The organism is Amycolatopsis sp. NPDC049253, from assembly GCF_040678995.1.
In the GTDB taxonomy this organism is placed as follows: Bacteria; Actinomycetota; Actinomycetes; order Mycobacteriales; family Pseudonocardiaceae; genus Amycolatopsis.
The window spans coordinates 1-1,257 of record NZ_JBFAQX010000035.1; the positions used below are offsets into that span (position 1 = coordinate 1).

General features: G+C 68.1%; 3 protein-coding genes. All 3 read left to right on the forward strand.

Annotated elements, in window-relative coordinates:
• Positions 1-151, forward strand: a 151-nt coding sequence (locus AB0K15_RS41610) for an IS3 family transposase (protein WP_364064695.1), incomplete at its 5' end; no start/stop codon positions are given.
• A gap of 85 nt (positions 152-236) precedes the next feature.
• Complete coding sequence (locus AB0K15_RS41615; RefSeq protein ID WP_364064351.1) at positions 237-575, forward strand: hypothetical protein; 339 nt, start codon at positions 237-239, stop codon at positions 573-575.
• Between the two features lie 233 nt (positions 576-808).
• Positions 809-1,168 (forward strand): hypothetical protein, encoded by a 360-nt coding sequence (locus AB0K15_RS41620; RefSeq protein WP_364064356.1) that lies wholly within the window; start codon positions 809-811, stop codon positions 1,166-1,168.
• Positions 1,169-1,257: the final 89 nt, after the last annotated feature.

The window sequence follows — 1,257 nt, forward strand, 5'->3', positions numbered from 1 at the left end:
CACAAGACGGTGGCGCACCCGCGAGGAGCTGAGGCTAGCGATCGTGTCCTGGATCGAGACGAAGTACCACCGCAAACGCCGCCAACGCGCCCTGGGCAAGCTCACCCCGGTCGAGTTTGAGACCATCTACAACACCGCAGCAGCGGCCTGAGAAACAGTCCGCTCCGGTGTCAACCGAAGTCTGGGCAGACCCGGAGACGCCCTCACACCGCTGTGGCGCCGGTATCGTGCCGTCCGTGCACAAAGCCAAGAGCCGGAGCGAGCGTGTTGCGAGGGTTGTGATCATGATTCTGGGTGCCATCCTGATGGCGCTGGGAGTCGCCGCCGGGGGTGCGCTCGTTCTCGTGATCGCCTTGGCACAAAGCAACAACCGCGACTGGGCGGGTTCCGGATCGATATTCACGGCGTTCGGGCTCGCAGCTGCTTGGACGGTCCTGGCAGGAGCCGCGGCTGTCTGGTCTTCGCGGCGGACCAACACCCCGGCGATCTGGTTGACAGGCCTGCCCAGTGTCACGCTCGGAGCGGCACCGGCTGCCTTCGTGGCGTTCGACCTCCTCTTCCTGATCCCGGGATGACCGGCGGCTGGACAGAGGGCTACCTCCACGAGATCGCGGCCACGGTCGTCGTCGACGACGCCGTTCGTCCCGCTCGATCAGCCGCAGCGGTCGCGCGGCCGAACGATCTCCGTCCACTGTGGAATCCGATGGGCCGCCTTGAGCCACGGACGACTCGGGCCGCGCAGTGTTTCGAGACAGTCCCGTCGGTCCGTACCAGCAGAATGAGGACGTGACTCTCCCTCCGGAGCGGCATGCACTGCAGCCCGGGCGGCTGCAGGGTCAAGACGGGCGTGCGGCGGGTCGCCTGCGGATGGTTCGACGGGACCCCGGGGAGAGGCAATGGCGCGCCGGACGACGGGGGAGTCGGCGTCGAGGCCGTCGCGCACACCTACGGCAACCGCTGGGCACGGCCGATCAGCGTGCCCGTCGGCGCCGCGGAGGTCCTGCGTCAGCTGTCTTCGGAGTTCGACGTGGTCTGGGCCAGTGCCTGGTCGCACAACGCCCACCCGGCGTGGCAGGAGCTGCTCGGGCTGCCTGCGGAGCCTTGGCCGTTTCTGGCCGTGCAGTTCCGCAAGCTGGACGCCGTCCGCGCTTGTTGCTCGAGCGGGTGAGGACACACGACCTCGGCCGGGTAGCTGCGGGGGACGGCGGTCCGTCCCGGTTTTCATTGTCCGCCAGGAATTCCCTGGCAATCGGCGCG